Source organism: Cognataquiflexum nitidum (genome assembly GCF_022538055.1).
GTDB lineage: Bacteria > Bacteroidota > Bacteroidia > Cytophagales > Cyclobacteriaceae > Cognataquiflexum > Cognataquiflexum nitidum.
Genome location: NZ_JAKZAM010000066.1, coordinates 1 through 4,852, shown reverse-complemented (window position 1 = coordinate 4,852; position 4,852 = coordinate 1). Strand labels below are relative to the sequence as shown.

Genomic DNA, 4,852 nt, shown 5'->3' with positions numbered 1-4,852 from the left:
CGATGTTTCAGGTTTTTGGGGGCAAAAAGGCAAATGGTGGAATAGACTTTACACCAAAAACAGGAAAGTCTAAGAAACTCAATTCAATTTCTTTTCCTAGGTATTTTTTTTAAGTTTTTATCTCGTGTCACTTTTTGCCTTACCACAAAAAGTAACCACAGCATCAATTACAACTACTACAACAATTAGAACCATTACAACTGTCCGAGGCGGAACCTTTTCAACCCGACAACGCGAAGCAGATAACCTGAAAACCTGTCAATATCACTTCCCTATATCCCTCATGAAATATTGCACCTTTTCATTCCCCTTTTCCTCCAACCCATCCAAAGGAATCAATTCCTTCACTTCTTTTTTGATTTTTCGGAAGGATCCGATCTCAAAGCCGATTTTCAACTGGAACCTGCTTTTGTTCAGGCTGGTATGCTTGTCAAAAAACGGGTCTATGGAACCGATCACCACTGACCGGATGGTCTTGCCCATGGGGATCGTTCTTCCCACCGCAAAACTGGATGCCCAGGCTTTTCCGTCAAAATCCATGGACTCATAACCTGTGGGGTTGCTGATGGTAACCCGGTTACGGTTTACTGTCCCTTGAGCAAACCAGTTTCCTTTGGCTACCCGGAATCCTGTAAACACGCCTACACCTTCTCTTCTGAGGGTTTCTTCTTCGTCAAACTGCTTTTTCCAGGTCATCCCTCCCAACAAACTGACCTGCTGTGTGAAGGAATAAGCAAGCCCATAGTCCAACAGCAACCCATCCCCGAAGGAAGTCAGGGGATCATACCACAGCATCATCCCGATCCGGTGGACAAAAGGAAAATCTTTAAGTTCGTTAGATTCAAAAAACTCCTTCCTCTTTTGGTTCATTTCTTTGGGTAGAGTTTTGATATTTCCTAATGTATCGATCTTAAGCTTAGAAAAGTCCTTTCCTGCTTTTTGGATATATTCATCCGAAATATGCAATGCCTTTTCTTTGGCCATTTCCTTGGCTTGATCGAATGGAATTTCGGATGGCAGTCTTTTTTTGGTCAGGGCGGTCAGGGCATCTTTTCCATAGAAGTCAGGTACTGATAGGTATTTGGATGCATTTGTGGGATCCAATCCTTCCTTTATCACCCCCGTAAGCTGTTCTTCCACCTTAGGCATCAGCCATTCATTGGTCAGTGCTTTGAGATTTTCATTGTTGATGTCCACCAAGTTTTCAAGTTCTCCAACATCGTCGATCCCTGCTATCCTTGCTTTGGATTCATTCACCCTTTCCAGCGTATTTTTAGCTGCATCCTTGATTTCCTCACCGGGGATATCCTCATTTGCTATCAGGCTTTCCAGTGTCTTGCTTTCCTGTTCCAGCACCTGTTTGCTTCGATCCTTGGCCAAAGTAAAAAGACTGTCCCTTTGGGTGCTGTCAGCAGTAATTTCCTTCAATTCTTTCAGTTCATTCCGAAGAGAATCATATGACTTTTTCAGTGACTGAATCTGCCTGAGTTCTTCCAGATAAGGAATTTCGGGTTTGGGGGGTATTTGGGGGATGCCTGCTGTCAGTCCATTTTTGGATGGAAAAGTAGGTAATTTTTGTGCCTGAGCTTGAGCCCAAAACATGCAGACCAAAATAAAAATGATTATAGGCTTTACTTTCATTCTAGTCTTTTTTAGTTCCGGTCCAAACAGACAAAAATTGTTGGTAATTTGAATTACAAATTCTAAATCATAGTAAGGCGTAATTACAAATTACACCAAGCTACACCAAGCTGCAACGCATTTCTACGCCCAGACCGGGCTTTTATGTGATAAAGTGCCTATTGATATATCTTATTGTAAAGAAATTTAACAATCTCATCATGTCCACCGTTTACTGCCAGTGCTAAAGGAAGATTTCCTTTTTTCGTTTTGACTTTCAGGTTTGCACCAAGCATAATTAATTCTGAGACTATTATTATATTTCCAAAGTAACAAGCAAGGTGTAATGGAGTACTACCCCCATTATCTGGAATATTTATATCTGCACCTTTTTCAATTAAATATTGGGCAATTTCAGTCTTTTCTAAAGCTATCGACAGTAGCAAAGGTGTTGAGCCATCATTCGATTGATGATTAATATTTTTTTTGTTTAGTATGCCTTGAAACCTCTCTTTCCTTCCAGAATAAACTATGCTATGAATTACATTCTCACCTTCATTGTTCAAAGCATCAATATTTGCCTTGTTCTTTAAAAAAAACTTATAAGAATTACTTCCTGAGTCACTTAAAGCAAATAGAAGCAATGAATCGTTATTTTCATCTTCAAAACGATCATTCATTGAATACTTATCCTTATTTTCTTCAAGAAATGCAATATTTTCTTGACAGATTGCATCCTTCAATATTTCTTTAAAATCGTCCATCTTTAATAATTACCTTTATTATAATCTTCGTCTAATTGCTTCTTGGTTCGATCTCCAGCGCCTGATTCTTTTTTGTCATGGGCTTCTCTTCTTGCATCTTTACCCTTAGATTTTTCTAATTCCTTTGCTTTGTACTTTGCGTAGTCTTCTGATGCAGGTTGTTCATTTCGATTCTCTTTCGCTTTTTCTCGTGCTTCTCTTTTTGGATTAGTTCTCCCTTCAGCATTAACTCTTCCTTTTTGGTTAATAATGCTGTTGGCTCCAGAAGCTCCTAAAACATACCCCTCAGCCGCTACTAACAATCCGCCTGCAATAGGAAGCGCTGTCGCTAGAGTGGCTGTCCCCCCGGAAGCCATCATTACTGCAGCTCCTCCAGCCGCAGTTGCGCTACCTCCGTCTATCATTCCGACTCCCATGGCAATACTATATATATCACCAGCATCTTGTCCACTGTTATAATCGGAAGCCCCTCCTTCACTAACATAACGTGCTCCTAATTCTCTGGCAGGTGTAAACCCTCCAAACAAATTATCAACCAAGGCAACTAGAAAGCCCAAAACCTTATCCCCAGGTCCCTCACCGTTAGTATCCTCATATCTAATAGGATTATTTGCACCGTATAAATATGGTGACCAAGAGTTGTAAATTTCGGTTTTTGGATCGATAGTATGAAACCGCCCAACAGTAGGATCATACATCCTCGCCCCATAGTCGTAGTACTGAAGGCTGTTGTCCTCGATTAGTTCCTTGCCGTTGTATAGAAACTTATTCGCTTTGATCTGCGGGTACTGATACCCTATCCCGGTCAGTTCCAGTCCCCATGGATCATAATGCGTCTCCTGGGCTACCGGCGATGACATGCTCATCACCATCATATTGTCAAACCAGACGTCCTCAGATGTCTCATTGACCACAAAGGTCTCCATATAGCCGTTCTTCGAAATATACATATTCTCCTCCAGGACTTCATGTTGGTTTGCCGCATTTTTGCTGAGGACTTTCTTTCCGACTTCGTATCTGTTGCTGTCCTTATCATAGAGGGCATACATGAGGTACGCCTCAGGAGCTTCCTTCTTCTGTAGATCCTTGGCCACAATATCCACGAGATTCAGGAGCGCCATCGGATTGGCTCCACCTGCCTGCTCTGTGATTAGTCCAAGGTCGTTCAGGTTGGTCAGGATTCTTTCGACCCCGCCTTCTGTCACAAAGCTACCTGCATGGGCTTTTTGTTTTTTGTCCTCAAGGTATTTTCCGTGAACCTGCAGTTTGATGCTGTCTCCTACATGGATTTCTTGGGTTCTTCCCGGTCCTACCATCCTTCCCCGGTCGGCATTAAGCCAGGCAACCTTGTCCCCACCTGCAGTCACATTGTGTTCCGGCTCGGACTGTCGGGAAGTGGACACCATCGAGAATTCCATTTCCTCCTTTTCGGCATTTTGGGTCTCCATGGTGGCCATATACACCTGTGAACCAGGATTCCTCAGTACCTGACGGACATTGCCGAGATGGTCCTTGATAAAGTATTCATATTGAAAGGAGCCGAGTTCGATCGCCACCCTTCCCTCCTCATGGATCAGGTAGTCAAGACCTCCATCCAGATACACAAACTCCCCGACATAATCCTGGGTCTTGGTCAGCGCCCCTGAGGTATTGAAAACCATCTGGCTCAGCTTGGCACCTTCGGCATCATAGGCAAATCTTATCTTTGCCCCCGTGCTGAATGATACTTCAGAGGGGAGATTGAGGTGGTTATAGGCAATGTTGCTGATCTGTTTGTCTGCATTGGTCTTCAGGTTGCCGTTGAGATCGTAAGTGTAGGTGACATTGCTCCTGTTTTTGAAGTCTTTGGCAGTATAGGTCTGAGATGTCATCGCATCAGTGACCTGTGTCAGCTTATTGCTGTTGGTCTGATAGCTGTATGTCAACTGATCTACAGTACCATAAGTAGTTGCAGTCCTTTGATTTCTTCGGGTAAGTGCAGTGATGTTACCATTTCCATCATATTGCATCCCGCTCAGATTATACCAGTTGGTCTCACCGGACGCTGTGTATGTTGCAGCGGTGATTCTATTTACCCTATCATACGTGTAATTATACGTTCTTGTCTTTCCTGCGCCGGTGGAACCACTCTAGGACTGGGTGGAATTTGCCTACCCCCGACTATTTGTAGTTTAGCGATTGATGCTAGGACTGGGTGTAATTTGCCTACCCTGCACCTGGCCCAAGGCTAAAATGATCCAAAAGGATCATTTCCAAACGCCTTGTCCTACCCTTTTATCCTTTCCAATTTGCAATTGGATTCAATTTAGAATTCTCTAACCAAAAGGTAATTCTTGGTTAATCGAATTGCAAATTCATTTCATAAGAAGGTGTAGTTGCAAACTACACCTACTTTTGTTTGGCTCTTTACTAGACAGTGAAAAAAAACAGGTCATAATTTGGAATTATGGCCTTTTTTTATGAATATT

General features: G+C 42.6%; 3 protein-coding genes. All 3 read right to left on the bottom strand.

The window, feature by feature from the left end; translation table 11 throughout:
• Window positions 1-264: 264 nt before the first annotated feature.
• The 3 genes from MMU07_RS21500 to MMU07_RS21490 all read right to left on the bottom strand — a co-directional run bounded on the left by MMU07_RS21500 (window position 265) and on the right by MMU07_RS21490 (window position 4,393).
• Complete coding sequence (locus tag MMU07_RS21500; protein WP_241128672.1) at window positions 265-1,641, bottom strand: hypothetical protein; 1,377 nt, start codon at window positions 1,639-1,641, stop codon at window positions 265-267.
• A gap of 158 nt (window positions 1,642-1,799) precedes the next feature.
• On the bottom strand, window positions 1,800-2,384 hold the full coding sequence (locus MMU07_RS21495) for an ankyrin repeat domain-containing protein (RefSeq protein ID WP_241128671.1): 585 nt from the start codon (window positions 2,382-2,384) through the stop codon (window positions 1,800-1,802).
• A 2-nt stretch (window positions 2,385-2,386) separates the two neighbouring features.
• Entirely contained in the window at window positions 2,387-4,393 is a 2,007-nt protein-coding gene (locus MMU07_RS21490) for an RHS repeat-associated core domain-containing protein (RefSeq protein WP_241128670.1), read from the bottom strand.
• Between the last annotated feature and the right edge of the window lie 459 nt (window positions 4,394-4,852).

Bases quoted from the DNA above. Each gene is read 5' to 3' on its own strand.
- MMU07_RS21500 (WP_241128672.1), bottom strand. From the start codon at position 1,641: ATGAAAGTAAAGCCTATAATCATTTTTATTTTGGTCTGCATGTTTTGG.
- MMU07_RS21495 (WP_241128671.1), bottom strand. From the start codon at position 2,384: ATGGACGATTTTAAAGAAATATTGAAGGATGCAATCTGTCAAGAAAAT.
- MMU07_RS21490 (WP_241128670.1), bottom strand. From the start codon at position 4,393: ATGCAATATGATGGAAATGGTAACATCACTGCACTTACCCGAAGAAAT.